This is a genomic window from gamma proteobacterium symbiont of Axiagastus rosmarus (assembly GCF_059730925.1).
Genome location: NZ_AP035925.1, coordinates 2,557,751 through 2,584,149, shown reverse-complemented (window position 1 = coordinate 2,584,149; position 26,399 = coordinate 2,557,751). Strand labels below are relative to the sequence as shown.

Sequence of the window (26,399 nt, the reverse complement as noted above, 5' to 3'; positions counted from 1 at the left end):
GAGAAGCCCGCAGCGATGCGGGCTTTTCGCTTTTCTGCTTTCCATCCTTCTGAAAAACATCCTGAAGCTTTTCAATCTGCTGCCGTAACCCGACGGCCAGCGCGTTTACTGCTATAGTCGATGCACGGTTTTTGCAAACATCTGGCGATTTTCTCAGGCAAGCTGGGTTACACTGTGCGGTAATTCGCTCTTTGGCGAGCTAATCGCTTGAATGCCAGAGTGTTTCCCTGATGAATTATGGAATAGGCACAATGATCAAGAAACTGAGTCTTTGCGCGCTGTCAGTGATCGCGGCGCTGCCGATGGGTATGAGCGCTTACGCCGCGGATGGCGACATGCAACTGCAGCAGGTCCTGATGCTGAGTCGTCACAACCTGCGTGCCCCGCTGGCCAACAACGGCAGCGTGCTGGAGCAGGCGACGAAAAAAAGCTGGCCGCAATGGGATGTGCCCGGCGGTGAGCTGACCACCAAAGGCGGCGTGCTGGAAGTCTACATGGGTAACTACACCCGTCAGTGGCTGGCTCAGCAGGGGCTGGTTCAGAACGGCACCTGTCCGGACAGCAGCAACATTTTTGTCTATGCCAACAGCCTGCAGCGCACCGTCGCGACGGCGCAGTATTTCGTCACCGGGGCTTTCCCGGGCTGCGATATCGCTGTCACCCATCAGGATGCGATGGGCACTATGGACCCGATCTTCAATCCGGTAATCACCGATGGCAGCGAAGCGTTTAACAAGAAAGCGCTGGCGGCGATGACCGCAGCTAATGAGAAGCTGGCGCTGAAGCCGGCCTTCCAGCGGCTGGAAAAAATCGTCGATTACAAATCAGCCCCGGCCTGTAACGGCAAGAAACAGTGCGACCTGAGCAGCGGCGACAACACCTTTAGCGCGGAAAACGGCAAAGAGCCCGGCGTCAATGGCCCGCTGAAAGTGGGTAACTCGCTGGTCGACGCCTTTACGCTGCAATATTACGAAGGTTTCCCGGCGGATCAGGTTGCCTGGGGACAAATCAAAACGCCGGAACAGTGGAAAGAGCTGGCGGCGATCAAGAATGGCTATCAGGATGCGCTGTTTACCGCGCCGGAAGTGGCGCGTGACGTTGCCGCCCCGCTGGTGGATTACATCCGCAGTCAATTGGTCGATCAGGATAAAGCCACCGCGCCAAAAGTCACGCTGATGGTCGGACACGATTCGAATATCGCGTCATTGCTGAGCGCGTTGCAGGTTAAGCCGTACGAGCTGCCGGGTAACGACGAGAAAACCCCGATTGGCGGCCAGGTGGTGTTTGAACGCTGGCACGATGCGAAGAACAATAAAGACCTGCTGAAAGTGGAGTATGTCTATCAGACGGCGGATCAGCTGCGTAATGCCGATGTGCTGAGCCTGAAGAACCCACCGAAGCGCGTTACGCTGCAGCTGGCGGGTTGTGACACTGACGCCAACGGCTACTGCAGCTGGGATCAGTTCACCAGCGCGCTGAACAACGCGCTGCAGGGTACACCGCTGCAGCCAGCCGCACCGGCACCGGCACCGGCCGCCCAGCCTGCTGCCGCGCCGGCAGCCAGCGATGACGCACAGGCCAAAGCGGATCAGGCCAGCGCAGATAAAGCGGCAGCTGACAAAGCGGCGGCTGATAAAGCTGCAGCGCAGAAAGCCGCTGACGCCAAAGCCGCTGAGGAAAAAGTGAAGGCGGACAAGGCCGCGGCGCAAAAAGCGGCGGACGACAAAGCCAAAGCTGAGAAGGCCAGCGCTCAGAAGGCCGCAGAGGAGAAGGCGAAAGCCGATGCCGCAGCGGCGCAGAAAGCGCAGGCTGAGGCAGCGCCGGCGAAGCCGGAGGCGGACGCTAAACCCGCGCAACAGCCGGCAGCGGCCAGCAACTAAAACGCCAGCAGGGTCGCCATGCACGGCGACCCTGCTGTGTTGTTACCGGCTGCGCATTGACGCACACCGCAGTGAATCGAAAAAACCACCGTTCAGTTCAACGGTGGTTTTATGCCGCTTAACCGGCTACCACGACCAGTTTCTGGTTAGCAAACTCCTTCAGCCCGAGATCCGATAGTTCACGGCCATAGCCGGAACGCTTCACGCCGCCGAACGGCAGCTCAGCCGCGGTATCGCTCTGCGAATTGATAAACACCATGCCGGTCTCAATCTGCGAAGCCATGTTGCGTCCGCGCGCAATGTCCCGCGTCCACACGGAACCGCCCAAACCGTAGTGTGAGTCGTTGGCCAGTGCCACGGCAGCACGATCGTCCGCCACCACATATACCTGCGCCACCGGGCCGAAAAACTCCTGATAGTAAGCCGGGTTATCCGGCGTCAGGCCGGTCAGGATGGTTGGCTGGTAGTAGCAGCCGACGCCGTCGATTACGCGTCCGCCGCATTCCACGCGTGCGCCATGCGCCACCGCCTCGTCCACCTGTTTCACCAGTCGGTCACGTGCATCCTGTGACGACAGCGGCCCCAGCGTGGTTTTTTCATCTAACGGATCGCCAGGCGTCGCGGATTGCAGCGCCGCGCTAAACTTAGCCATAAAGCGATCGGCAATCTTTTCATGCAGAATAAAGCGCTTGGCCGCGGTACACACCTGACCGCAGTTGCTGAGCCGCGCCTGCGCCCCCTGGCGCACCGCTTCATCGATGTCGGCATCGTCCAGCACCACAAACACATCGTTACCGCCCAACTCGAGCGTGGATTTTTTCAGGTGCTTACCGGCCTGCTCAGCCACCGCGCTGCCGGCGCGCTCTGAACCGGTGAGCGCCACACCCTGCACGCGCGGATCGGCAATCAGATCGGCCACCTGCTGGTTAGAGATAAACAGATTGGTCCACGCGCCCTGCGGCGCACCGGCTTCCAGCACCAGCTTTTCAAACACGTCGGCGCAGTGCGGCACAATGTTGGCATGTTTCGCCAGCACCGGGTTGCCCAGTGCCAGGTTCGGTGCCAGCACGCGCATCAGCTGATAATACGGGAAATTCCACGGCTCGACGGCCACCACCACGCCAATCGGATGGTATTCGAGCCAGGCATCACCGACATCGCTGGGATAGGGCTGGGCCTGTAACAGCCTTGCCGCGTGTTCGGCATAATAGCGCGCGATGCTGGCGCAAATTTTCACTTCGCCGCGGCTCTGGCCAATCAGCTTACCCATCTCTTTGCTGGCGATGGTGGCCAGCTCTTCGCTGCGCTGGTCGATCAACTCTGCCAGACGCTGCAGCACCTGCAGACGCGGCTGAATATCGCCTTTGCTCCACGGCGAATGGTAGAGCGCATCGGCGGTATGCAGCGCCTGCTGCGCGTAGCTGTCATCGTGTGATGGCCAGGTTTTCAGCAGCTGATTATTGGCCGGATTAATGCTTTGATAGGCTGACATAAAGGCTCCCTGACGGCTAAAAATGAGAAGGCGGGACATGCCCGCCTGTGCTTCAGATGTTTTTACGTTCGACCGGCTTATCGTCCCACGTCAGGACGTCCTGGTCGGTTTTCTCAAACGCGCGGAATAACACCTCATCGCTGCCTTGCTGGCGCCAGATCTCTTCGGCAAGCCGTTCGTCATAATTCGCCACTTCGAAAATTGCTTCAGCGATTTCCGGTGAAGTGTGACGTAAGGTCGCCCATTCGCCCACGTGGTGAGCTTTAAACTGTTCTGTTGCCATAACTCTCTCCTGTTGGGAATTTATCCTTTCAGTTTTACCGCCAGACCGGCGACGTATTGGCCCTGATAACGGGCAATTTCCAGTTCTTCCGCCGAGGGCTGGCGCGATCCATCACCGCCCGCCAGCGTGGTTGCGCCATACGGCGTACCGCCACGCACCTGCGAAATATCAAACAACTCCTTGGTGCCGTAGCCGATGGGCACAATCACCATGCCGTGATGTGCCAGGGTGGTCCACACCGAGGTGATAGTCTGCTCCTGACCGCCGCCGGTGCCGGTAGACGCAAACACGCTGGCAATCTTGCCGTACAGCGCGCCAGAGGCCCACAGGCCGCCGGTGCGGTCCCAGAAATTACGCATCTGACCGGACATGTTGCCGAAGCGCGTCGGGGTGCCGACGATGATGGCATCGTACTGCGGCAGGTCGTCCGGTTTGGCTTCCGCCGCCGGCTGATTAACCTTCCCGCCGACCTGAGCAAACCGTTCGGCATCCATACTTTCCGGCACGCGCAGAATGGTGACTTCGGCACCGCTCACGCTCTTCGCACCGTCCGCCACCGCGTTAGCCATGGTCTCGATATGTCCATACATGGAGTAATAAAGCACCAGAATTTTTGCCATCGTGTTTTCATCCTGTGGTGTAAGGAACAGAAAGAAGTATAGAAGAGGCTGCGCGCTATGCTGGTCAGCCATTGAACAGTCACGGAGATCGCGCTGCGACTTCTGCCGCTAACCGCTTGTTTTTCAGCTTAATATCTTGCCATAAAAACGATGCTAAGCGGTTTATCTGTTGCAAAGTATGAATATGTGCCTGATCGTGCGCATCCATTGGCTATGCTTTAAGCGGGTGTGGCGAGATATTACGCACCTGACCAGACACTGTTAGCGCAGTGAAATGTCTTCACCACCTATGCTCAATACCTGGAGGAAATGATGGCTCAACATCGTGGAGGATCAGGCAACTTCGCGGAAGATCGCGAAAGGGCCGCGGAAGCGGGTCGTAAAGGCGGTAAAAACAGCGGCGGGAATTTCAGAAATGATCCGCAGCGTGCTGCCGAAGCAGGTGAAAAGGGGGGACGCAGCCGCGCGAAAAAATAGTGCGTCTGTGACGGTATCCCCGGCCGCCGGGTACGCCCGGCGGTTACAATGATTGCAATTTGCCCGGCTAATCAGCAAAAATGTGCGCCAGTCCTCTATTCTGGTGCGTTATGTCTGCTTCCACTTCCCGCCTCAGCCTGCGTATTACGCGTCAGGAGCTGGTACTTATTTTTATCACTATGGTCTGGGGTGGCACCTTTCTGGTGGTGCATCGCGCCATGGCGCATTCGGGGCCGTTCTTTTTTGTCGGGCTGCGTTTCGCTACCGCCTCGCTGCTGCTGGCCTTTTTCTTTCGCCGCTATTTGCGTCACATTACCTGGCTGGAAATCAAAGCGGGTGCGCTGATTGGCGTGGCGATTGCCGGCGGTTACGGATTGCAAACCTGGGGTATGCAAACCATTTCCAGCAGCCAGTCGGCGTTTCTGACGGCACTTTACGTGCCGGTGGTGCCGCTGTTGCAATGGCTGTTTCTGCGCCGGCCGCCGGGCCTGATGGCGTGGCTGGGCATTTTGCTGGCGTTCACCGGTCTGGTGCTGGTGGCGGGTCCGCAGGATGGCAGCCTGACGCTGAATGCCGGTGAGATCGCCACGCTGCTCAGCACCCTCGCCATTGCCGCCGAGATCATTCTTATCAGCCGCTACGCCGGGCAGGTCGATGTGCGCCGCGTAACGCTGGTACAGCTGCTGGTGGCTTCGGCCTGCGCCTTCGTGCTGATGCTGCCCAACGGCGAATCTTTACCCACGCTATCGGCGCCGCTGTTGTTCAGCGCGCTGGGCCTCGGCGCGGCCAGCGCGCTGATTCAGGTCACCATGAACTGGGCGCAGCGCAGCGTCTCGCCGACGCGCGCCACAGTGATTTATGCCGGCGAGCCGGTGTGGGCCGGTGTGGTCGGACGTATTGCCGGCGAACGGTTACCGGCCGCGGCGCTGCTGGGCGGCGCACTGATTGTCTGCGGGGTGATTGTCAGTGAACTGCGCCTGCGGCGCAAAAAAGCGGTGCCGGAGCAGGCACCGCAGAAGCCTTAAGGCTGCGGGCGCGCCGCCGGCTGGGTCAGCGCGGCACCGCGCCGCTGCAGAATGGCGTTGAGGATGATGGCACCGAAGGTGGCCGTGCCGATGCCGCCGAGGGTAAAGCTGCCAATCTTCAGCGCAAAATCCCCGGCACCGAGCACCAGCGTGGTCGCCACCATAATCAGATTGCTGTTCTGGCTAAAATCGACATGGTTTTGCACCCAGATACGTGCGCCGGCCACGGCGATTAAGCCAAACACCACAATTGAAGCGCCGCCAATCACCGGGCCGGGAATGGTGTGGATGAGCGCGCCGAACTTAGGCGAAAAGCCCAGCACCAGCGCAATCAGCGCCGCAGCGACAAACGCCAGCGTGGAGTAGACTTTGGTCACCGCCATCACGCCAATGTTTTCGGCATAGGTGGTGACGCCGCTGCCGCCGATGGAGCCGGACAGCATGGTTGCCAGGCCGTCGCCGACGAACGCGCGTCCCATCCACGGATCGAGATTACGCCCGGTCATGCCCGCCACCGCTTTAATATGGCCGAGGTTCTCTGCCACCAGAATAATCGCCACCGGTGCGATCATCACGATTGCCTGCATATCAAATACCGGCGCGGTGGTGTGCGGCAGACCAAACCACGCGGCGCTGGCCACGCGGCTGAAATCCACCGGCTTGCCGAAGCCCATCACATTGGTCAGCAGGGCGTACAGCGCCCAGGCGACAATCAGTCCGACCAGAATCAGCAGCCGCTGCACCATGCCGCGGGTGAACACCGCCACCAGCCCGATGCACAGCACCGTCATCACCGCCATCCAGCTATCAAACATCGAGGCGGAGACGCTGTGCACCGCAATCGGTGCCAGATTAAGGCCGATGGCCATCACTACCGCACCGGTGACCACCGGTGGCATCAGCCGTTCAATCCAGCCGGTACCGACTTTCATCACCACCAGGCCAATCAGCGTGTAGAGCGCGCCGCAGGCAATAACGCCGCCCAGCGCCAGCGCCAGGTTGGGATTGAGCCCCTGACCGTTGAAGCCGGTAATGGCGATCACCACGCCGACAAACGCGGCGCTCGATCCGAGATAACTCGGCACGCGACCACCGGTAATGACAAAGAACAGCAGGGTGCCGATACCGGAAACCAGAATCGCCAGATTGGGGTCCAGCCCCATTAGCAGCGGCATCAGCACCGTTGCGCCAAACATTGCTACCGCATGCTGCAGGCCCAGCACGAACGTCTGCCCGAGCGGCAGGGTTTCGTCGGGGGCAATCAGCCCGTTATCGCTCATGGCTGACTTTTTCTGCCAGCGGGGGAACCAGGAACTCGCCATCGTCTTCTCCAGGGTAGTGGTCGAACCGGGCCGCACGGTGCGGCGTTAGCGGGCGTCCTGCCGTGAAAGGGCATGGTAGCGACGGTCAAACCACATCAGACCGGGCTGGGCATCATGGCGCTCCAGCGCCATCACGTTGCAAAACAGAATGTCGTGTGTCGCCACGCTGACGACCTGCGTGATGGTGCAGTCGAACGCCATCAGCGCCCCCTGCAGCAGCGGGGCGCCGCTGTGCTGCGTGTGCCAGTGGGCGGCGGCAAAACGTTCCGCCATCGGGGTTTTACCGCCAAACAGCGTTGACAGCGATTCCTGGCCAGCGGCCAGCGTGTTCACACACAGCACGCCGTTGTCGCGGAAGATCGGCCACACCGATGCATTACGATTGAGGCAGACCAGCAGCGTCGGCGGCGTATCACTGACGCTGCACACCGCGGTGGCGGTAAAACCGGCACGTCCGGCCGGCCCGTCGGTGGTGATGATATTGACCGCCGCGCCCAGGCCGGACATGGCATCGCGGAAAGCCTGCTGGCTCACTTCGGGCAGCAGAGGCAGTTCATGTACGCTCATCATCGGCTCCGTGATTAGCTGGCGCGGCGAGCCGGCGTGGCGGTGTCCGCCAGCCAGCGCAGCAGCAGCGCATTAAAGTTGTCGGCATCGGTCACGCTCATGGCATGGCCGCCCCACGGCATCTCAATCAGGCTGCCGTTGGGCAGCGCCTGCGCCAGCTGCGGCGAGCAGCTCCACGGCACCAGCAGGTCATCCTGACTGCATATCGCCAGCACCGGCTGGGTGATTCGCGAGGCGTGCGGACGGAAATCGACCGATTTCAGCGCGTGCAGACGCCGCAGCAGGTTCTCCATGCCCTGGAAATGCGCCACGTGATGCACATCCTCCGCGCTGATGCGCGACTGATGGCGTGCCAGCCATTCGGCCGGATAAAGAAATAGCGGCTGCGCGCGCACAAACGCTTCAACACCAACGTTGAGCAGCAGATCCTGACGCACCTGGAAGCAGCGCTCGGTGTGGGCATCCAGCGCCAGCCAGCCGTTGATCACCACCACGCGTCCCACGCGCTGCGGATAATCGAGCGCCAGCTGCAGGCCAATCAGCCCGCCAAGCGCATGGCCCACGATGTCATACTGTTCGATGCCGTGCTCCGCCAGCGCGTCGGCCAGTTCCGCTGCCATCATCGCCATGCTGTAACCTTCCGGCAGCGTATCGGGGCTGCGACCGGTGCCGCGCTGATCGTAGGTCACCACGCGATAGTGCGGCGTCAGTGCCGCCAGTTGCGGTTGCCAGAACGCGGCCACGCCGCCCAGCCCGGACGACAGTACCAGCGTCGGCGCGTCGGGCGCGCTTAATCCCTGAATGTCCAGATGCATTACGCCTCCTGCCGGGCAATGTGTGCCACGCTGGCGATTTCAATCAGCGCATCGGGTTTCACCAGACCGCACTGAATACAGAAGCGCGCCGGTTTGTCGCCGGGGAAATAGTCGGCATATACCTGGTTTACCGCCGCGTAGTTGCTCCAGTCGGTGATGAAAATCGAGTTGAAAGTGACGTCCTGCAGGCTGCCACCGGCGGTCTCGATCACTTTTTTGATGGTTTCCAGCACGTGGCGGGTTTGCGCCGCCGCATCCCCGACGTGCACCACGTTGTTGTCGGCATCGAACGGCAGCGTACCGGAAACGTACACCACGCCATCGGCTAAGGTGCCGGGTACAAACGGAGCGATCGGCGTCGTGGTGCCGGGAGGAATAATCACTGTTTTAGGCATGACTCAGAGTCCTTATTATTAAGCGTGCAGGTGAAACGGCGGTTATGACTTCAGCGCCTCGCAGAAGGTGTCGGTATCGCTGACCCAGCCAAAAAAGGTTTCAATGTTGAACAGCGCCGCCTGCTGAGCAAACGACGGTCCGGCCTGGTGGGTGGCATCGGCCAGCACCACGCCGAAATACTCGAGGAAAAAGCCGTCGCGCAGCGTCGATTCCACGCAGACGTTGGTGGCAATGCCGGTAAACACCAGATGACGAATACCGCGGCTGCGCAGCATGCTGTCGAGCGGCGTGTTGAAAAAGCCGCTGTAGCGCGGTTTGGGCAGCACGATATCGCCGGCTTGCGGTACCAGCTCATCCACCAGCGCATAATCCCAGCCGCCTTTTGCCAGCAGCGTGCCGTGCAGCTCCGGCCGCTGGCGCATGGTTTTCAGCGCGTTGGATTTATGGAAATTGGGCGAACCGGCGTCACCGGCTTCGACATACTGATTATCCCAGCCGTTCTGGAACCAGATGATCTGCATCCCTGCCGCGCGGGCGGCGGTGACCGCCTGATGAATCCGGGCGATAACCGGCTGCGTGGCGGAGACATCAAACCCGGCCAGATCGAGATAGCCGCCCTGGCTGGCGTAGGCGTTCTGCATATCCACCACAATCAGCGCGCTTTGCGCCGGCGGCAGGGCGATGGCTTCCGGGCGCGCCGGCAGAGTCACTGCAGGCTGGCTGCTGCTGTGGGCACAAACGACGGTATTCATTATGCAACCTCCTTGTGGGCGTCAATCAGCGCGCGGCGGCACGCCATCAGCGGCTGGATACGTTCACCAAAATCTTCAATGCCCTGCAGGAAATCATCAAAGGTCAGCAGCACGCCTTCGGTGCCTTCCACCAGCGCCACTTCATCCAGCATGCGTGCCACGCTGGCATAAGAACCGACCAGCGTGCCCATATTGATGTTGACGGCTGAGGTCGGATCGGCCATCTGGCGCACATTGGTGTCGCTGCCGGATTTGGTGTCCTGCTGGCTCTGCGTGGTGAGCCAGGCGAGGGCTTCATCGTCTGCGCCGGCTTTGTAGTGTTCCCATTTGGCGCGCGCGGCTTCGTCGCTTTCGGCGGCGATAATCATAAACAGCACGTAGGAGCCGACGTCGCGCCCGGTTTTGTCCGCGGCCTGTTTCATGCGTGCGGCGGTGGGTGCAAAGGCGGTCGGGGTATTGACGCCCTTGCCGAAGCAGAAGTTGTAATCAGCGTATTGCGCCGAAAAGGCCATGCCGGCATCACTTTGACCGGCGCAAATCACCTTCATCGGCTTCTGCGGCTGCGGACTGACGCGACAGTCGTTCATGGTGAAGAACTCACCTTTGAAGTCGCTCTGGCCAGTGCCCCACAGGTCGCGCAGCACCGTGACGTACTCCGTCAGGTAGTTGTAGCGGCTGGCAAAATATTCATCGCCCGGCCACAGCCCCATCTGCTCATACTCCGGCTTCTGCCAGCCGGTCACCAGATTGACGCCGAAGCGGCCGCCGGAGATGGAGTCGATGGTAGCGGCCATGCGCGCCACGATAGCGGGCGGCAGCGTCAGGGTGGCGGCGGTGGCGTAGATTTCAATGCGTGAGGTCACCGCGGCCAGCCCGGCCATCAGGGTGAAGGACTCCAGGTTGTGGTCCCAGAATTCGGTTTTGCCGCCGAAGCCGCGCAGCTTAATCATCGACAGGGCAAAGTCGAAGTGATAGTGCTCAGCCTTGAGCACAATCGCTTTGTTGAGTTCAAAGGTCGGCTTGTATTGCGGGGCATGCGTGGAGATGAGCCAGCCATTGTTGCCAATCGGAACGAAAACGCCAATTTTCATGTGAAACCTCTCTGCATTGAACATGGATTGCTTCACGCGCTGCGTTGCTTCCTGCACGCATCCTGCGGGCGGCGCTCGATCACAAAATTGCAAAGCCTGTGCCACAATTTTAAAAGTTATACATAACAATCAGTTAAAATTGGCTACGTAGTGAATCCTGAGTGACTGGTCCAAAACAGACCATCTGGTCAAAACAAATTGCACGTTTTTCATGCGTCACCTGAGCGAAAAAGGTGCAGGGCACAGCATTAGGCAGGAAACAGGGCGTTTGTTATGATGCGATTTCGCAGGATGGAAGAGGTAACATTGTGAAAAGCGATGAAAAAAAGCCAGGACGCCGATCGCGGGCCGTTGCGGCGAAACGGGCAGCTATTCTGGAAGCGGCATTGGCCTTCTTCTCGCAGTTTGGCATTCACGGCACCAGTCTGGATAAGGTGGCTGAGCGCGCGGACGTCTCAAAAACCAACCTGCTTTACTACTATCCGTCAAAAGAAGTGCTGTATGTGGCGGTACTGAAAGAGATTCTTGATGTGTGGCTGGCGCCGCTGCGTGCGCTGCGTCATGACCAGGATCCGCTGGTGGCCATCCGCAACTATATTCGTCTCAAGCTGGAAGTGTCGCGTGACCACCCGCAGGCATCGCGCCTGTTCTGTCTGGAGATGCTGCAGGGCGCGCCGCTGCTGAAGGGCGAGCTGGCGGGGGATTTAAAAGCGCTGGTGGATGACAAAGCGGCGATTATCGAACAGTGGATCGCCGAAGGGCGTATTGCCGGCGTGCAGCCGCAGCATCTGTTCTTTCTGCTGTGGGCGACCACGCAGCACTACGCTGATTTCGCGTCCCAGGTGGAAGCCATCACCGGCCAGACGCTAAACGATGCGGAATTTTTTGCCCAGACGCTGGATAACGTTCAGCGCATGATCATTGAAGGGATCCGCGTGCGCTGATCCCCGTGGCTGACCAGGAGAGTGCATGGATTCGCTATCACAACTAACGCTGGGCGCGGCGGTGACCGTGGCCGTAATGGGCAAACGCGTGCCGCTGTGGCAGGCGGCGCTGGCGGGGGCGGTCGCGGGCACGCTGCCGGACCTCGACGTGTTTATCGACCACGGCGATGCCATCCGCAACATGACGCTGCACCGCACTGAGAGCCACGCGCTGCTGTGGCTGACGCTGGTGGCACCGTTATTTGGCTGGCTGGTGGCTGGCGCGACGCGCAGCCGGCAGCACTGGCGCGCCTGGTGCCTCGCCATCTGGCTGGCATTGATCACGCATCCGCTGCTGGACCTGACCACGGTGTACGGCACACAGCTCGGGCTGCCGCTGACCGATTACCCGTTCGCCATCGGCAGCATGTTCATTATCGATCCGCTCTACACGCTGCCGCTGCTGATCGCCCTGATCGTCGCACTGTGGCGGCGGGATGCTTGCGGGCTGCGCTGGAATCAGGCCGGATTGCTCATCAGCACGCTGTACCTGGGCTGGAGCATGGTGGCGCAAAGTGTTGCTACCCGGCATATTGAGCACCAGCTGACGCAGCAGGCCGTGCAGCCGCAGCAACTGCTGGTGACGCCCACCGCGTTTAATACGCTGGTGTGGCGTACGGTAATTATCACGCCGCAGCGCTACGGGGAAGCCTGGTGGTCGCTACTGTCGCCCAATCGTCCCTTACAGATTCGCTGGTACGATCGCCATCCCGCGCTTTTTGCCCCGTTTAAAGGCCAGTGGCACGCCGAACGCGTTGCGTGGTTCAGCCATGGATTTTATGCCATGCGCCAGCAGGGCAACGACACGCTGATCGTGGATTTGCGCATGGGGGAAGAGCCGGATTACACCTTTACCTTTAATCTCGGTTCCGCCGCAGCGCCGGCAGCAGCACCACAGCGGGAAGATTCGCTGCGGCCGTCGCTGGCGCAGGCGTGGCACAAATTCACAGAGCGCTTATAACGAAAAAGGCCCGGATAACCGGGCCTGTTCGTTTAGGTGGATCAGGCTTTACGCCGGCGTAGCAGCCAGCCCATGGTCAGCACCACAAACCACAGTGGCGTCACCATCAGCGCCTGGCGGGTATCTTCCTGCAGCGTCAGCAGCACCAGCACAAAGGCAAAGAAAGCCATGCACACCCAGCACATCAGCTTGCCGAGTGGCATTTTGAAGCGTGACGCCGCATGCCGCTGCGGATGCTGTTTGCGGTAGGCCAGATAGCTGCACAGGATAATGGTCCAGACAAACATAAACAGAATCGCCGAAACCGTGGTCACCATGGTGAAGACCGTCATCACATCCGGAATCAGGTAGATCAACGCCACGCCAGCCAGCAGACACAGGCAGGAGAAGAACAGGCCGGTGGTCGGCACCGCGCGCGCCGAGAGACGGCCAAACGCCTTATGCGCCACGCCCTGTTCCGCCAGGCCATACAGCATGCGGCTGGTGGAGAAGATGCCGCTGTTGGCTGAGGAGGCCGCGGAGGTCAGCACCACAAAGTTAACGATGCTGGCAGCGGCCGGCAGGCCAATCAGCACAAACATTTCAACGAACGGACTGCGATCCGGCATGACCTGGTTCCACGGCGTCACCGCCATGATCACCAGCAGCGCCAGCACGTAGAACATGATGATGCGCAGCGGGATCGCATTGATGGCACGCGGCAGAACTTTATGCGGATCTTTGGTCTCCGCCGCCGCCGTACCCACCAGTTCAATGCCGACAAAGGCAAACACCGCAATTTGGAAGCCGGCAAAGAAACCGCTCAGCCCTTTCGGGAACATGCCGCCGTGATCCCAGATATTGCTCAGCGCCGCGTGGCTCCCGTTCGGCGAAGGGTAATGCAGGCTGACCAGCACAATCCCGGTGATGATTAACGCCACGATGGCGACAATTTTGATAATGGCGAACCAGAACTCCATCTCGCCAAACAGTTTTACCGTGGCGATGTTCAGGGCAAGGAAAACAAACACGCACAGCAGCGCGCTCATCCAGATCGAGAAGTCCGGGAACCACAGCTGGAAATAGGCGCTGATCGCCACCACGTCGGCGATGCCGGTCACCACCCAGCAGAACCAGTAAGTCCAGCCGGTGAAATAACCGGCCCACGGACCGAGCAGATCGGCGGCAAAGTCGCTGAAGGATTTGTACTCAAGGTTGGAGAGCAGCAGCTCACCCATGGCGCGCATCACAAAGAACAGCATAAAACCGATGATCATATAGACGAAGATGATCGACGGACCCGCCAGGCTGATGGTTTTACCGGAGCCCATGAACAGACCTGTGCCAATGGCACCGCCGATGGCGATAAGCTGGATGTGACGGTTATGCAGGTTGCGCCGGAGTTTTTCCGGCTGTTCGGCCTCAATGGGCGCCGCTTTAGATTGATCAACCATAAAAATATCTTTCCTGTCTTGATGTTGTGTCAGCTCTGCTGGCTGTTGAATAACGTGCTGTTGCACAGGGCAAGAGGGCATAAGATAGAGGAAAGGCGGCCACTCTCGGTAATGGTTTTTAAACCTTTGTGCCCTTTTGCGTGCTTTACCGTGTCAGTAAATATTTACATGGCGCGCCGTGCCGTCATTTTGCGTAAATGTTCTGCAAATGAGCCGCTTGCACCACGCAGCGCTGCGCAGGGTTCTACACTTGTCATTTCGATGAACCCGGAAAAAGTGAGGCAGCGTGCGCGCATTGCTCGCGATAGTGCTGCTGGCCCTGTGCGGCTGGTGGAGTTTACCCTGGCTGAAAACGCATCTGCCGCCACAGTGGAATCCGTTTATACCGCTCCAGGTTACCGATCCGCCAGGCTGGATGACGCGCTATAAGCTGCAGCGGCTGAGCAGCGATCCGGCCGCGTGTCTGGCGGTGATGCGCGCGGCCAGCGCGCAGGGCAGAGTCAGTTTCCGTGAGGTGCCGCCGCTGCAGGGCGATTGTCCGATTGATCAACCGCTGCGCATCAGCCGCTTCGGTGAGGTCACGCTGAGCAGCAGTTTTCTTGCCAGCTGTCCAATGGCGGTGGCCAGCACGCTGTATGTTACGCGCAGCAATGCGGCGCTGCAGCAGGCCGGCATTAGCTCGCCGCTGCGCCGCATCGCGCACGTTGGCAGTTACGCCTGCCGCAATATTTATCACCGCCAGGAAGGACGCCGCAGTGAACACGCGACGGCGGAGGCGTGGGACATCACGGGGTTTCAGCTGGCGGACGGGCGCTGGCTACAGGTAGGCAAAAACTGGCAGCAACCGCCGCAGGCCGCTGCCGGTTTGCATGCGTTATGGCGCAACGGCTGTGCCAGCTTCGGTAATGCGCTGGGGCCGGATTACAATGCGGCGCATGCCAGCCATTTCCACCTTGGCATGCGCGGCGCAGGCTTTTGTCGCTAAACTACACCGCCGGGTTTAATCCGCGTTTGATGAGGAAATGATTTGCCGGCCAGGAGAAAATAAATCCGGTGAGCATCGCCAGCTGTAACATAAACCAGAAGGCGCTGAGCAGGGGATTGAGCTGTTGATTAAGCACATATTTTAGGGCCAGCGTCATAAAGATAAAGATTCCCGTTTGATAAATCAGCAGCGGAAAGGTTTCTGTTTTCAGCGCTAATAATAACGTATGGACAATAGAAAGTTGTTCCCGCTGGCGAATGGCCAGAAACTGAAAAAATAATCCCGCCAGTAACGAAATTATCACGCAAATAACCGCCTGTAACCACAGCGCGGGGCTAATTGCAAAATGCTTGAGCAGAGTGACTATTGGCAGGGTGATGATGTCGCCGAATATACAGGCGGCGGCAGAGAGCGAGGTGGAAATAAAAATGGTTTGCCAGCTGGCATAACCGGTTAATCCGGATGGCAGCAGCAGCGCCAGTTTTCGCTGACGTGACGGTTTACGCCCGAGATACCACCATGCCAGCCAGCCGAAAAACGGCATGTACAGCCCGGTGAGCGGCCAGATGATATTCATGACCGCCAGCGGATGCGGGTGACGCAACAGATCTTTAGCGATCATCAGGGCGGTACACATGCCCACGACCAGAAAGGGTAATGCCAGCTGGTTTAACATAGTCAGTCCCACTCAGTTTGCTGAAATCGCGCCAGCCTGCGGAGCTATGCTGGTGCCTGCCACCTTGCGCCTCTGCTAAAGCGTAGCTGGAAAAGACGGTGCCGGAAATGTCTGCCACAGGTGCAAAGCAGGGAAACACTGCAGAAATAACTGGAATTAAGCCGCGCTGCGGACTTAATCAGCAGGAAGATTATGACGGGCGGTATAAAAAAGGGGAATGGCAAAGATAATAGCGATTAATGATGAGGCGAATGTTTTATCTGCGAAGTCTGGCGTTTAATCAACAGGACGATTGAAAATTCTTCAGAAAAATCTTATTCTGATTCGCACGACTTATCATCCTGATGGTGCCGCTGGCAAACGCATCATAGTTTAATTTCTCATTTGGGTAACATATTGACAACAAGGTAGTTATCACTTTTTGCCCGCAATGCCGCTCTGGTTTCAATCAATATTTTTTCTCTGGTTAATTTATTTTTTACATTAATCGGCACAGATATCCTGTTATGAATAAGGCGTGAAACAGCGCCAGGGCAATAATGACCATCGATAATTATTTCGTCTGGCGAGGCGAAACTGAAAAAGAATTTCAGGCGCTTTCCGAAGTGCTGCAATTGAAATCGCTGCTGCAAAAACATGTTGAGGCCCTTGGATTTGATGCTTTTGCCTTTTTGGTTCAGCATCCGGTGCCTTTTACCCGACCGCGTATTTTTCTCTTTAGCACCTATCCGCAGAGCTGGGTGAAACGCTACGAGAGTGAAAATTACTATGCGGTGGATCCGGTGTTAATGCTCTGCCAGCAGCCCGGTCGCGGCGTGGAGTGGACGCGTGATTTATTTACCGGCGCAGGCAATTTATGGGCAGAAGCCAATGCAGCAGGGCTGGTAAGTGGCTTTTCATGCTCGGCAATGGCGCTAAATCGTGCCATTGGTATATTATCTATAGCATCGCAACAACCCAGCCAGACCCAGCACAGACGCGTTGAGCTGGAGGTGCAACTGCACTTCCTGGCGGAACTGAGTTTGCGTGTGCTGGACCGTCTGAATGACGGCTCAATGGTGGTGTTATCGAATGATTTTAGTCAGCGCGAGCTGGAAATATTGAAATGGACAGCGGAGGGGAAAACCTCAGCCGAAATTTCCCTCATTCTGGCTATTTCTGAACACACGGTAAATTTTCACCAAAAGAATATGCAAAAGCGTTTTAATGTTTCCAATAAAACGCAGATTGCCTGTTATGCCGCAGCCATCGGCCTGATATAGCGAAAAGGCAACTACTAATTTTAGTAGTTCCTAAGCCGCAGTCAGTTGTCTACCCTGCGCCGGAAACTCCGCCAGGCTGGCGCTTAATAAATCATTGCAAACATGGGGATGTCAGGGGCGCATGATGAAAATAATTCAAACACAGCTAAAGGATATGCCGTCCTCTTTGCTGGCCGAGTTGGGCACCTATCGTTACAGCGTCTTTGCGCGTGGCGAGGGTTGGTCAATTCCGCCGCGACTCAGCACGCCGGGACAGGAGTACGATCGCTTCGATCGTTCCGATGTCACCTGGCTGATTGCCTGGACTGCGCGTCAGGGCATTTGTGGCTGCGCACGTCTGTTACCGTGGCACGAGCCGGAAGTGCCGGAGGGCATGGTGCTGCCTTTTGACCAGCAAAAAGTGTGGGAAATGTCGCGCTATTCGGCCCGCCTTGAAGTGGATGCCGAACTGCCGCTGAACATCTTATGGCATTCGGTACAGCTGGCAGAGCTGAGCGGGATGGAGTATTTGATCAGTTCGGCCACGCCGATGCTGGAGAAGATGTTTGAACAGCATCAGGTGGTGTACGAGCCGCTCTCGCCGGGACTGATTCAGTCAGAAGACAATCTGTTTGCCATTCGTATTCCGGTGCAGCAGCCGGCGCTGGCGGAGAAGTATCGCGGCACGCGTCGCTTCAGTCCGGAAGAAGTGCTGCCCTCGCTGGGCGTGTCGGTCAACTGGCAGTCACACAGCTAACGCCCCGCGCAGGATGCGCAGGGCACGCCGCTTACTGACGGTAGGCGGTTTTAATCTGGCGAATAGTGTTGCTGAACACCTCGGCCTGCGGTTTATCAGCCAGCGCGGACTGGACGTAGCGCTCCATGTTGATGATCACTTTACCGGCATCAGCCTGGCCCATGCCTTTCAGGATCAGCGTCACCATCATTTTCAGGCAGGCGACTTCATCCGCCAGCGCCTGGGTATCGCGCGATGTTACGAAATCTTCATCACTCATCATTATCTCCTTTGTGGAATGACCTTGTGCGCACACATTCTTCCCGTGCATAAAAAACAGAGTATATCATACGCTTGATGGAAGAATTTAGGCCACATCATCGACCCGCGCGCAGACGGTTAATTAATTGCGCCGTTCGTTATTTTTTGTGCGCAAAAAACTTCCACGGAAAGATTATTTTTAGGTGCTGCCGACGGAAAGAAGCGAAGGCGGGTTATAAATTATAACTTAATGATATTAGTCACATTTTAACAATTTTATTCCATTATGGTATTGCATCAGCTAAAAAAAACAATCACCGCTGCCTGCTATTTGACATGGGTCATTGGTTTTGAGATTTATCTGGCGCCCCTGATGTTCTTTCCACGCGAAACCCGGTAAGATAACGCCCCTGAAATATATTTTCCCCCACTAACCTGCGGAGTACGTCCCGTTGATCAGCCTGCTTCTTGTTGATGACCATGAACTGGTACGCGCCGGTATTCGTCGCATACTGGAAGATATGAAGGGACTGGTGATTGCCGGGGAAGTGGCCTGTGGTGAGGATGCGGTAAAATGGTGCCGCACTCATCCTGTGGATGTGGTGCTGATGGACATGAACATGCCCGGTATTGGCGGACTGGAGGCGACGCGCAAAATCGTGCGCTTCAATCCGGATATCCGCATCATCATGCTGACCATCCACACCGAAAATCCTCTGCCAGCGAAAGTCATGCAGGCCGGTGCGGCAGGTTATCTCAGCAAAGGGGCGGCGCCGCAGGAAGTGGTTAGCGCGATTCGCTCGGTGCACGCCGGTCAGCGTTACATCGCCTCTGATATCGCTCAGCAGATGGCGCTGAGCCAGATCGAGCCGCAGCGCGCCGAATCACCGTTCAGCTGTTTGTCGGAAAGGGAATTGCAGATTATGCTGATGATTACCCGAGGGCAAAAGGTGACGGAGATTTCCGAGCAGCTTAACCTGAGCCCGAAAACCGTTAATAGCTATCGCTATCGCATGTTCAGCAAGTTGAACATCAGTGGTGACGTAGAGTTAACGCATCTGGCCATACGCCATGGCCTGTTCAATGCGGAGCCGTTAATCAGTAGTGAGTGACGTTTTCAATCCTAAAGCCTTTCTCAGCACCGTGACCAGTCAGCCCGGCGTCTACCGCATGTATGACGCGACAGGCACGGTGATCTATGTTGGTAAAGCCAAAGACCTTAAAAAACGCCTGAGCAGCTATTTCCGCACGCAGGTGGGAAGCCGTAAGACCGAAGTGCTGGTCAGCAACATCCATAATATTGATGTCACGGTCACCCATACGGAGACCGAAGCGCTGCTGCTGGAGCACAACTACATCAAGTTGTATCAGCCGCGCTACAACGTGCTGCTGCGCGATGATAAGTCGTACCCCTATATTTTCCTTAGCGGCGATCCGCATCCGCGCCTGGCGATGCACCGCGGTGCCAAACACGCCAAAGGTGAATACTTTGGTCCGTTTCCCAACGGCTATGCGGTGCGTGAAACTTTGGCGCTGCTGCAAAAGGTGTTTCCGATTCGCCAGTGCGAGAACAGCGTCTACCGCAACCGCTCGCGCCCGTGCCTGCAGTATCAGATTGGCCGTTGCCTCGGCCCCTGCGTCGCCGGCCTGGTGAGCGAAGAAGAATATGCGCAGCAAACCGACTATGTGCGGCTGTTTCTGGCCGGTAAAGACGATCAGGTAATTAATCAGCTGGTGCAGCGTATGGAGCAGGCCAGCGTGGGCCTGCGCTTCGAAGAGGCGGCGCGCCTGCGGGACCAGATTCAGGCGGTGCGGCGGATTACGGAGAAACAGTTCGTCTCCAATCAGGGCGATGATCTCGACGTGATGGGCGTGGCCTATGACGCCGGCATGGCCTGTCTGCACGTGCTGTTTATCCGGCAGGGCAAAGTGCTGGGCAGCCGCAGCTATTTCCCGAAAGTGCCCGCAGACACGGAACTCACCGAAGTGGTGCAGACGTTTGTCGGACAGTTTTATCTGCAGGGCAGCGAAGCGCGCACCTTACCGGCGGACATCCTGCTGGACTTCACTCTGCCTGAGCGGGAACTGCTGGCCGCATCGCTGAGCGAACTGGCCGGGCGAAAGGTCAGCATTCAGAGCAAACCGCGCGGCGACCGCGCGCGCTACCTGAAGCTGGCGCGCACCAATGCCGCTACGGCGCTGACGACGCGGCTGGCGCAGCACTCGACTATCCAGCAGCGTCTGGCGGCGCTGGCGGCGTTCCTCAAACTGGAGCAGATTAACCGCATGGAGTGTTTCGACATCAGCCACACCATGGGCGAACAGACCATCGCGTCCTGCGTGGTGTTCAACCGTGACGGCCCGCTGCGCGCTGACTATCGCCGCTACAACATTGAAGGAATTACTCCCGGTGATGACTACGCGGCGATGAATCAGGTGCTGCGCCGTCGTTACGGTAAGGCGCTGGAACCGGAAAAGATCCCGGATGTGATCCTGATCGATGGCGGTAAAGGGCAGCTGGCGCAGGCGCAGCAGGTGTTTGCGGAACTGGATGTGCCGTGGGATAAAAACCGGCCGATTCTGCTCGGCGTGGCAAAAGGCAGCGACCGTAAAGCTGGCCTGGAAACCCTGTTCTTTGCGGCGGAAGGCGAGGGCGTTTCGCTGCCGCCGGACTCGCCGGCGCTGCATGTTATCCAGCACATTCGTGACGACGCTCACAATCATGCAATTTCGGGCCACCGGAAAAAACGCGCCAAAGTGAAGAACACCAGCGCGCTGGAGAGCATCGAAGGCGTCGGACCCAAACGGCGTCAGCAGCTGCTGAAGTACATGGGCGGCCTGCAACCGCTGATGAATGCCAGCGTCGATGAGATCGCTAAAGTACCGGGTATCTCCTTCGCCCTGGCGGAAAAAATCTACTACTCGCTGAAACACTAACATTGAAACAGGGTGGGCAATGTAGGAACATACGTTAAATCCTACTCACACCAGACAGTTACTGGCATATGCAATTTAACATTCCGACGTGTCTTACCCTGTTTCGAGTTGTTCTGATCCCGTTCTTCGTGCTGGCGTTCTATCTGCCATTTCACTGGGCTCCCTTCGCGACGGCGCTGCTGTTTGTCATTGCTGCGGTCACTGACTGGTTTGATGGCTTCCTCGCGCGTCGCTGGAAGCAGACAACACGTTTTGGAGCCTTTCTCGATCCGGTCGCTGACAAAGTGATGGTGGCGATGGCGCTGGTGCTGGTCGCCGAGTATTTCCACGCCTGGTGGATCACGTTGCCGGCCGCCACCATGATCGCCCGTGAAATCATCATCTCGGCCTTACGTGAGTGGATGGCGGAGATAGGCAAGCGCAGTAGCGTGGCGGTGTCGTGGATTGGCAAAGTGAAGACCACGGCGCAGATGCTGTCGCTGGTGGCGCTGCTGTGGCGTCCGGACGCGACCGTAGTAGGCGTTGGCGTGGTGGCGTTGTACATCGCAGCGGTGCTGACTTTTTGGTCGATGTTTCAGTATTTAAGCGCGGCACGCGGCGATTTGCTCGATAGCTGATCGATGCGATTTAAAAAGCAGCAAACGGACGCAGTGTGTGGATAATTCTATTGACTCGTTGCGTCAGATAAGTAGAATGCATCGCATCGAACGGCAGCAAGGCTGCAAGAAGCTGAATAAAATCAGCAAGTTCGGTGAAGCATAAGCAAATGCGGGAATAGCTCAGTTGGTAGAGCACGACCTTGCCAAGGTCGGGGTCGCGAGTTCGAGTCTCGTTTCCCGCTCCAGATATTGCAATACGTCGCAGACGGCTTGCACCTCAGATTAAAAGGCGCGTTGGCAGAGTGGCCATGCAGCGGATTGCAAATCCGTCCACCTCGGTTCGACTCCGGGACGCGCCTCCAGTTTACACCCTGCCCGGGTGGTGAAATCGGTAGACACAAGGGATTTAAAATCCCTCGGCTTATGGTCGTGCGGGTTCAAGTCCCGCCCCGGGCACCATATTTAATACCGAATAAAATCAAAGCAATAAGTAGCAATGTCGTGACCGCCCAAGGGCGGTTTTTTTTGTGCCTGAAAATCTTTCCTAATATCACTTCATAATATCAAACGCTCTTCTTCTGCCCGCCAACCACAACCATTGTAACCATCACGTCCTTTCGATCATGCGCAGCCAGTTGTTGAACATTTTGATGCTGAAAATGATGATTGAGATCGCAATTGATAGCGGGGAGGTGGGCACTTGTCCCCGCTCGCCTTTACGACAAGGACGTTCAGAAATTATCTGCCGCCTATCGCTTACCCGCTCAAAGTTATGCTCCGGGGCGCAGATGAGGTGGGGGCACATGATTTGGGTTTGCTGATGACGCAACGGGGAGTAATCTTGAGTTGTCGCTCTGACATTCAGTGGTACTACCGCAAGTCTGTTAAAAACGAGGGAACGATGATGATTGCAGAAACCGCAACGAAAGAACCGGGTAGATATTACACCTTCCAGTCGCCATTACCGGCTGATGTATTTTTTGAACTTCGGCCCCGGACACTGCCGCATAACGCACAACCCATACTGGATGAAACCAGTGGCATGTGTATTGGTTATTCAGTCGCACAGGCCCCAGGACTGTGGCAGATATATGATACACAGGGTCACTTTCTGCGCCTGGAAGAGGCTCCTCTTGAAGCCCCCTTGATTGATCCCACCGATATTGCGCTTATCGCTTTTGGCGTTTTCCGTATTTTTCGCGCGGGCCGCGTACTTTTTGAAACTGCTACGCGCGCGGCTGTCAGGGTGAAACTTAGTCAGGCGACTATCATGTTTCTTCGTGCGCGGTTAAAAACCGGTTTATCTGCTGGTAACCTTAAAATGACAGAAACAGCAGCTCGGCATATGTATGAACCGGGGCGCTATGTTCCATTACATATCCAGGAAAAAGCCATCCGTTACGGCAGGCGTATGGCGGATCCCCGTAAAGGCGAAGGGATGTTTCGCTATGAAACTGAGATGTATAAACTCAATCGCAAGCTAAACATAACCGAGTATAAAAAATACACTCTTGAGGTTGTGGTGCGAGAGTCAGACTGGACGATCACCCATTTTAAATATTTTGATTAACCGGCAGGAAAGCACGCATGTTTGATTTTAGAAATGAAGGATTCGTCTTCACGATCTCACCCTTTGAGCGTGTTGTTGATAACGAAACCGATCCGGTTAATCACGTCTGGGACTGGATTAAGTCTTATGTGGAGTTTTCCGTCAGCGGAGTGAAGGTGCAGTTTCAAACTGAGTTTACCGTCGGCGAACTGAGGGAGCTGCGCGCAACATTTTCTCGATACTACAAGGCGGTAATGGCCCGCCAGGAAATTGAATCTTTTAGTTTTCGCAGCCAGCTCAACCAGCTCAATATGGTTCTGAGTAAGATCACGGGTGATGATATCGTGATTATTGAATATGTTCTTCGTCCGGAAGACCATGCTGATAGCGTTCAGATAAAGGGCGAACTGGCTATCAATGAGAGTTACTTCCCGGACATTCTCAGGCAGCTGGAGGAGATGATCAGCTGGCCGGAATAAAATTCTGATTTATCCGCCATCTCTTGAAATGGGCAATCGCAATCGGGATTTGCCGATTAGCAGCGAGATTACTGGGGAAGTTAAGGGCTTTTGCATCGCTTACCAGACGCTCCAGCTCGTTAACCATGACTTCACTTATGCCGGAATTCATGGAGCCTACGTCATGCAGTCAAATAAAAACGGGACATAACTTCTGTCCCATTAATCTCAATCCTGTGGCTGGCCGACCGGGCCTTCGCCTTCGCTGGCACCAGGCACTGACTGCTTGCTGGGTGCGTGCGGACGTCCGTCACTGCCCACCGCATCGCTGTGTTGCATACAGCCGGCCAGGGTAACCAATGTCAGTGCCGCTAAGGCTGCCTTCATCAAACCACTCATTTTGCTCTCCTCCTGTTACGAACCGCGTAATCGTTAACGCACTGAGAAATAAGCAAAGCCACGAATCCGCCTTTACGCAAGCGAAGCGCGTACAGTTTTCTTCTTTACTCTTAGCGGTCCTCCGCCAGCGTTTCAACGCGACGTCGGTATTCTCCCGGTGTGCAGCCAAACTCACGGACAAACGCTTTGTGAAAGGATGATTCGCTGGCGTAGCCGACGGCCAGAGCGATGTTGATTAACGGGGCTGTTTCGCGTGCCAGTCGCTGAGCGGCCAGCTGCAGACGAAGGGCGGTGAGCACGGCCAGCGGCGTGGTAGCGCTGAGCTGGCGGAACAGCAGCGCGAATGAGGCGCGGGACATAAACACTTGCTGAGCCATGGCTTCTACCGTCCACGGCCTTTCCGGCGCGGCGCACAGCTGGGTGATTAAAGGGCCAAGACGTGGATGCAGAGCCAGGGAGAGTAAGCCAGGGTGCGCTGCGTGAGTTAAAAGCCCATGACGTACCGCCAGTGTGAACAGGCTGCCAATCTGCTGGCTGCGAAGTGCGGCATCACCAGCAGCTGGCAGTGCGTCAGCACTCTGGGTGATGAACGGCAGCACCGCAGCCAGCCAGCGCCCATCGCTGCTTGTGGGTTCGGGGGCCAGCATTAGCACTTCGGGCAGGGCGGTGAGGAAAGCATGCGCCGACGCGGGCAGTTCCAGCAGGCCGCATACCAGTTGGGTTGGCTGCGCATGGCGCTGATAAATACGATGCGCGGCGTTTTGCGGCAGAAATATGACGCTGCCAGCATTGAGTTCGACACCCGCAGTGACGGGCATATCCAGCATGACCGGGCCGCCTGTGACCGTATGCCAGCGCACTGCGCACAGGTGCCCGGCGCTGTGCGGCAGTTGCCACTCACCGCTCAGCACGCAGTTCTTATCTATGCTGCCCTGCGGGTTATGCAGCAGCAGCAGTTGACTCAATGGATCCATCTGTTTTTTCCCTTTTCCTGAACTGCCCGCTTGATTCAGACGCAAAGACAAAAATACCAGCGTTGCGGCGAAATACGGCGCGGCAGCAAACCGTAAGCTTTGGGTGATGACTATTTTTGACGCTCATGGAGAACATCATGAACCATTATCAGGCAGCAATCATCGGATTTGGTAAAGCAGGTAAAACACTGGCGGCGGCACTGGGGCGCGCCGGATGGCGTGTCGCGATCATCGAAAAATCCCGCGAAATGTATGGTGGCACCTGCATTAATGTTGGCTGTATCCCAACGAAAGCACTGGTACACGATGTGCAACATCATGCCAGTTTCAGCGAGGCCATGCAGCGCAAAGCGGCAGTAGTAGAATTGTTGCGTGAGAAGAATTATCTCAACCTGGCCGCTATTGCGCAGGTCGATGTCATTGATGGCGAGGCGGAATTTGTGGATGCCCACACGCTGAAAATCACCTCTTCGCAGCAGGTCAGCCAGATTCATGCTGAGCGTATTTTTATCAATAGCGGTGCCGAAGCGGTGTTTCCCGCACTGGAAGGCTTAGTTGCCGGACCGCGCGTGGTTGACAGCAGCGGTATCCTGAATTTAACGCAACTGCCACAGCGGCTGGGGATCCTCGGCGGCGGTTATATTGGCGTTGAGTTTGCTTCCATGTTTGCCGGTTTTGGCAGCGAAGTGACGTTGTTTGAAAGTGCACCGCAATTTCTGGCGCGGGAAGATGATGATATCAGTGCGGCGATAGCCGGGATCCTGCAGGAGCAGGGCGTTAAGATCGAGCTCAACACTGCATTACAGCGTGTGACCAGCGGTCACGACAGCGTGACGCTGCATACCGCACAGGGCGATCGTGAAGTCGATGTGCTGCTGGTCGCCACGGGCCGTCGTCCGGCGACGAAGGCACTGAAACTGGAAAACGCGGGAGTGGTGACCGATGCGCGCGGCGCGGTGCGCGTCGATAAACAGCTTAAAACTTCCGTGGACCATATCTGGGCGCTGGGCGATGTTACCGGTGGGCCACAGTTTACCTATATTTCGCTTGATGATTTCCGCATCGTTTACGATCAGTTGCTGGGTAAGGGCACGCGCACCACCAAAGATCGCGTTAACATCCCGTATTCCGTGTTTATGACGCCTGTGTTATCACGTATTGGTTTGACTGAAGCGCAGGCGCGCGCGCAGGGGCGGGATATTCAGGTGGTGACACTGCCGGTCGCCGCGATTCCGCGTGCGCGCGTTGTTGACGACACCCGTGGCATGCTGAAAGCCGTGGTTGATAATGGCAGCCAGCAGATTCTCGGCGTGGCGCTGCTGGCAGCGGACTCGCATGAAGTCATTAACATTGTGAAAACGGTAATGGATGCCGGGCTTCCGTATAGCGTGCTGCGTGACCAGATTTTTACCCACCCAACCATGAGCGAATCGCTCAATGATCTGTTTGCCCTGGTGAAATAATGGCGAACAGGACGCCCGTACCGG

At 57.1% G+C, this 26,399-nt stretch carries 28 protein-coding genes and 3 tRNA genes; 17 read left to right on the top strand and 14 right to left on the bottom strand.

Annotated elements, in window-relative coordinates; genetic code table 11:
* Positions 1 to 251 precede the first annotated feature (251 nt).
* The gene (gene agp, locus AC6I8F_RS12175; RefSeq protein WP_498028065.1) at positions 252 to 1,880 is read left to right on the top strand and encodes a bifunctional glucose-1-phosphatase/inositol phosphatase; all 1,629 of its coding nucleotides are present in this window, start codon (positions 252 to 254) and stop codon (positions 1,878 to 1,880) included.
* Between the two features lie 118 nt (positions 1,881 to 1,998).
* Here agp and AC6I8F_RS12170 read toward each other — a convergent pair whose 3' ends face one another.
* Genes AC6I8F_RS12170 through wrbA form a run of 3 tightly spaced genes read right to left on the bottom strand, consistent with a single transcriptional unit; the run spans position 1,999 to position 4,275 of the window.
* Complete coding sequence (locus AC6I8F_RS12170) at positions 1,999 to 3,372, bottom strand: NAD-dependent succinate-semialdehyde dehydrogenase (RefSeq protein ID WP_058775396.1); 1,374 nt, start codon at positions 3,370 to 3,372, stop codon at positions 1,999 to 2,001.
* A 52-nt stretch (positions 3,373 to 3,424) separates the two neighbouring features.
* Complete coding sequence (locus AC6I8F_RS12165; protein WP_021508292.1) at positions 3,425 to 3,655, bottom strand: YccJ family protein; 231 nt, start codon at positions 3,653 to 3,655, stop codon at positions 3,425 to 3,427.
* Positions 3,656 to 3,675: 20 nt separating this feature from the next.
* Positions 3,676 to 4,275 (bottom strand): NAD(P)H:quinone oxidoreductase, encoded by a 600-nt coding sequence (wrbA, locus tag AC6I8F_RS12160; RefSeq protein WP_021508291.1) that lies wholly within the window; start codon positions 4,273 to 4,275, stop codon positions 3,676 to 3,678.
* Between the two features lie 312 nt (positions 4,276 to 4,587).
* Between wrbA and AC6I8F_RS12155 the strand changes: the two genes are divergently transcribed.
* Both AC6I8F_RS12155 and AC6I8F_RS12150 read left to right on the top strand, forming a co-directional pair.
* Positions 4,588 to 4,752, top strand: a complete 165-nt coding sequence (locus AC6I8F_RS12155; RefSeq protein WP_010616548.1) for a con-10 family general stress protein — start codon at positions 4,588 to 4,590, stop codon at positions 4,750 to 4,752.
* Between the two features lie 110 nt (positions 4,753 to 4,862).
* Positions 4,863 to 5,777, top strand: coding sequence for a DMT family transporter (locus AC6I8F_RS12150; protein ID WP_021508290.1), 915 nt, complete (start codon positions 4,863 to 4,865; stop codon positions 5,775 to 5,777).
* On the opposite strand, the gene rutG is transcribed toward AC6I8F_RS12150, so the two are convergent.
* Genes rutG through rutA form a run of 6 tightly spaced genes read right to left on the bottom strand, consistent with a single transcriptional unit; the run spans position 5,774 to position 10,720 of the window.
* Positions 5,774 to 7,099, bottom strand: a complete 1,326-nt coding sequence (gene rutG, locus AC6I8F_RS12145; protein ID WP_021508289.1) for a pyrimidine utilization transport protein G — start codon at positions 7,097 to 7,099, stop codon at positions 5,774 to 5,776. The genes AC6I8F_RS12150 and rutG overlap by 4 nt on opposite strands.
* 45 nt (positions 7,100 to 7,144) lie before the next feature.
* Positions 7,145 to 7,666 carry an NADH-dependent FMN reductase RutF gene (gene rutF, locus AC6I8F_RS12140; RefSeq protein ID WP_166710250.1) on the bottom strand — a complete coding sequence of 174 codons (522 nt, stop codon included), beginning with the start codon at positions 7,664 to 7,666 and terminating at the stop codon, positions 7,145 to 7,147.
* Between the two features lie 14 nt (positions 7,667 to 7,680).
* Positions 7,681 to 8,481 carry a pyrimidine utilization protein D gene (gene rutD, locus AC6I8F_RS12135; RefSeq protein WP_421039350.1) on the bottom strand — a complete coding sequence of 267 codons (801 nt, stop codon included), beginning with the start codon at positions 8,479 to 8,481 and terminating at the stop codon, positions 7,681 to 7,683.
* On the bottom strand, positions 8,481 to 8,876 hold the full coding sequence (gene rutC / locus AC6I8F_RS12130) for a pyrimidine utilization protein C (protein WP_498028064.1): 396 nt from the start codon (positions 8,874 to 8,876) through the stop codon (positions 8,481 to 8,483). The genes rutD and rutC overlap by 1 nt, the downstream gene beginning before the upstream one ends.
* Before the next feature lie 42 nt (positions 8,877 to 8,918).
* On the bottom strand, positions 8,919 to 9,629 hold the full coding sequence (gene rutB, locus AC6I8F_RS12125) for a pyrimidine utilization protein B (RefSeq protein ID WP_141496467.1): 711 nt from the start codon (positions 9,627 to 9,629) through the stop codon (positions 8,919 to 8,921).
* A complete protein-coding gene (gene rutA / locus AC6I8F_RS12120; protein ID WP_059008914.1) occupies positions 9,629 to 10,720 on the bottom strand; it encodes a pyrimidine utilization protein A in 1,092 nt (363 codons plus the stop codon). Before rutA ends, rutB begins: the two co-directional genes overlap by 1 nt.
* Positions 10,721 to 11,028: 308 nt before the next feature.
* On the opposite strand from rutA, the gene rutR reads away from it, so the two are divergent.
* Positions 11,029 to 11,664 carry an HTH-type transcriptional regulator RutR gene (gene rutR, locus AC6I8F_RS12115; protein ID WP_031279844.1) on the top strand — a complete coding sequence of 212 codons (636 nt, stop codon included), beginning with the start codon at positions 11,029 to 11,031 and terminating at the stop codon, positions 11,662 to 11,664.
* A 25-nt stretch (positions 11,665 to 11,689) separates the two neighbouring features.
* A complete protein-coding gene (locus AC6I8F_RS12110; RefSeq protein WP_498028063.1) occupies positions 11,690 to 12,664 on the top strand; it encodes a metal-dependent hydrolase in 975 nt (324 codons plus the stop codon).
* A 41-nt stretch (positions 12,665 to 12,705) separates the two neighbouring features.
* Here AC6I8F_RS12110 and cycA read toward each other — a convergent pair whose 3' ends face one another.
* Positions 12,706 to 14,097, bottom strand: coding sequence for a D-serine/D-alanine/glycine transporter (cycA, locus tag AC6I8F_RS12105; protein ID WP_021508281.1), 1,392 nt, complete (start codon positions 14,095 to 14,097; stop codon positions 12,706 to 12,708).
* Positions 14,098 to 14,383: 286 nt separating this feature from the next.
* On the opposite strand from cycA, the gene AC6I8F_RS12100 reads away from it, so the two are divergent.
* Positions 14,384 to 15,082 carry an extensin-like domain-containing protein gene (locus AC6I8F_RS12100; RefSeq protein WP_031279843.1) on the top strand — a complete coding sequence of 233 codons (699 nt, stop codon included), beginning with the start codon at positions 14,384 to 14,386 and terminating at the stop codon, positions 15,080 to 15,082.
* 1 nt (position 15,083) lies between these two features.
* Here the strand turns inward: AC6I8F_RS12100 and AC6I8F_RS12095 are convergent, their stop codons facing one another.
* Positions 15,084 to 15,758, bottom strand: a complete 675-nt coding sequence (locus tag AC6I8F_RS12095; protein ID WP_498028062.1) for a DUF4396 domain-containing protein — start codon at positions 15,756 to 15,758, stop codon at positions 15,084 to 15,086.
* A gap of 539 nt (positions 15,759 to 16,297) precedes the next feature.
* Between AC6I8F_RS12095 and AC6I8F_RS12090 the strand changes: the two genes are divergently transcribed.
* Positions 16,298 to 17,020 carry an autoinducer binding domain-containing protein gene (locus AC6I8F_RS12090; protein ID WP_021508278.1) on the top strand — a complete coding sequence of 241 codons (723 nt, stop codon included), beginning with the start codon at positions 16,298 to 16,300 and terminating at the stop codon, positions 17,018 to 17,020.
* Between the two features lie 124 nt (positions 17,021 to 17,144).
* Entirely contained in the window at positions 17,145 to 17,756 is a 612-nt protein-coding gene (locus AC6I8F_RS12085; protein ID WP_031279842.1) for an acyl-homoserine-lactone synthase, read from the top strand.
* A gap of 31 nt (positions 17,757 to 17,787) precedes the next feature.
* On the opposite strand, the gene AC6I8F_RS12080 is transcribed toward AC6I8F_RS12085, so the two are convergent.
* Positions 17,788 to 18,015: a DUF2594 family protein gene (locus AC6I8F_RS12080; protein ID WP_010616664.1), complete on the bottom strand. Its 228-nt coding sequence runs from the start codon at positions 18,013 to 18,015 to the stop codon at positions 17,788 to 17,790.
* A gap of 433 nt (positions 18,016 to 18,448) precedes the next feature.
* On the opposite strand from AC6I8F_RS12080, the gene uvrY reads away from it, so the two are divergent.
* From uvrY to AC6I8F_RS12040, 8 genes are all read left to right on the top strand, one after another.
* Positions 18,449 to 19,108: a UvrY/SirA/GacA family response regulator transcription factor gene (gene uvrY / locus AC6I8F_RS12075; RefSeq protein WP_021508277.1), complete on the top strand. Its 660-nt coding sequence runs from the start codon at positions 18,449 to 18,451 to the stop codon at positions 19,106 to 19,108.
* The gene (gene uvrC / locus AC6I8F_RS12070; protein ID WP_058769589.1) at positions 19,101 to 20,933 is read left to right on the top strand and encodes an excinuclease ABC subunit UvrC; all 1,833 of its coding nucleotides are present in this window, start codon (positions 19,101 to 19,103) and stop codon (positions 20,931 to 20,933) included. The genes uvrY and uvrC overlap by 8 nt, the downstream gene beginning before the upstream one ends.
* 68 nt (positions 20,934 to 21,001) lie before the next feature.
* Positions 21,002 to 21,550, top strand: coding sequence for a CDP-diacylglycerol--glycerol-3-phosphate 3-phosphatidyltransferase (gene pgsA / locus AC6I8F_RS12065; protein WP_021508275.1), 549 nt, complete (start codon positions 21,002 to 21,004; stop codon positions 21,548 to 21,550).
* A gap of 151 nt (positions 21,551 to 21,701) precedes the next feature.
* Positions 21,702 to 21,777 (top strand) — tRNA-Gly (locus AC6I8F_RS12060).
* 43 nt (positions 21,778 to 21,820) lie between these two features.
* Positions 21,821 to 21,894, top strand: a tRNA-Cys gene (locus AC6I8F_RS12055).
* 11 nt (positions 21,895 to 21,905) lie between these two features.
* Positions 21,906 to 21,991, top strand: a tRNA-Leu gene (locus AC6I8F_RS12050).
* Between the two features lie 442 nt (positions 21,992 to 22,433).
* Complete coding sequence (locus AC6I8F_RS12045) at positions 22,434 to 23,102, top strand: hypothetical protein (RefSeq protein ID WP_227746422.1); 669 nt, start codon at positions 22,434 to 22,436, stop codon at positions 23,100 to 23,102.
* Positions 23,103 to 23,119: 17 nt separating this feature from the next.
* Positions 23,120 to 23,560: a WapI family immunity protein gene (locus AC6I8F_RS12040; protein ID WP_498028061.1), complete on the top strand. Its 441-nt coding sequence runs from the start codon at positions 23,120 to 23,122 to the stop codon at positions 23,558 to 23,560.
* Positions 23,561 to 23,767: 207 nt separating this feature from the next.
* On the opposite strand, the gene AC6I8F_RS12035 is transcribed toward AC6I8F_RS12040, so the two are convergent.
* Both AC6I8F_RS12035 and AC6I8F_RS12030 read right to left on the bottom strand, forming a co-directional pair.
* A complete protein-coding gene (locus AC6I8F_RS12035) occupies positions 23,768 to 23,938 on the bottom strand; it encodes a hypothetical protein (protein ID WP_058769590.1) in 171 nt (56 codons plus the stop codon).
* 110 nt (positions 23,939 to 24,048) lie between these two features.
* Complete coding sequence (locus tag AC6I8F_RS12030; RefSeq protein WP_498028060.1) at positions 24,049 to 24,912, bottom strand: helix-turn-helix domain-containing protein; 864 nt, start codon at positions 24,910 to 24,912, stop codon at positions 24,049 to 24,051.
* 137 nt (positions 24,913 to 25,049) lie between these two features.
* Here AC6I8F_RS12030 and rclA point away from each other — a divergent pair, with 137 nt between their 5' ends.
* Positions 25,050 to 26,375 (top strand): reactive chlorine resistance oxidoreductase RclA, encoded by a 1,326-nt coding sequence (gene rclA, locus AC6I8F_RS12025; RefSeq protein ID WP_498028059.1) that lies wholly within the window; start codon positions 25,050 to 25,052, stop codon positions 26,373 to 26,375.
* Positions 26,376 to 26,399 lie beyond the last annotated feature (24 nt).